Source organism: Dietzia sp. IBK-p2-15D (genome assembly GCF_057773105.1).
Genome location: NZ_JBYMTK010000087.1, coordinates 1 through 457 on the forward strand (window position 1 = coordinate 1; position 457 = coordinate 457).

Genomic DNA, 457 nt, shown 5'->3' on the forward strand with positions numbered 1-457 from the left:
CGTACCCACCAGATATTAGCCACATTCTCTCCTGAGATTAACGTGTAATGATTAGGGTACAGAATATCAAGAAGTCTCTCACAGAGACTAAACTTGAACGTCTCCTTAAGGCTAATAAAGAGCATGTTGAAATAGGCCATTTTGAAGAGAGTGGAATGCACTATTCAGGATTTACATTTCCAGAGTTAATGAAACTTCATCATAAAGGTTATGAAGGTGTTGCTGCTAGACCTGTATTAGAACATCTATTCCAGAATCATTTAAAGATCTTGAATCATCCAGATGTTATGCGAGCACTGAAACGCTATGCAGACTCAAGGATGACGGAGAAAGATCTTACCAGAATGCTCCAAGCAGTTGGTAGGGCAATGGCTGATGAAGAAGTGGATATATTTGGTAGCAGTATGCTTTCCAGTAACCGTCAAAGCACAATAAATATAAAAGGTGAAGATGCTCC

General features: G+C 39.4%; 1 protein-coding gene. It reads left to right on the forward strand.

What is annotated here, in order from left to right; all coding sequences use genetic code 11:
* Positions 1-47 precede the first annotated feature (47 nt).
* The coding region (locus AC3DEV_RS16990) for a hypothetical protein (protein ID WP_488372870.1) at positions 48-457 on the forward strand (410 nt) is incomplete at its 3' end.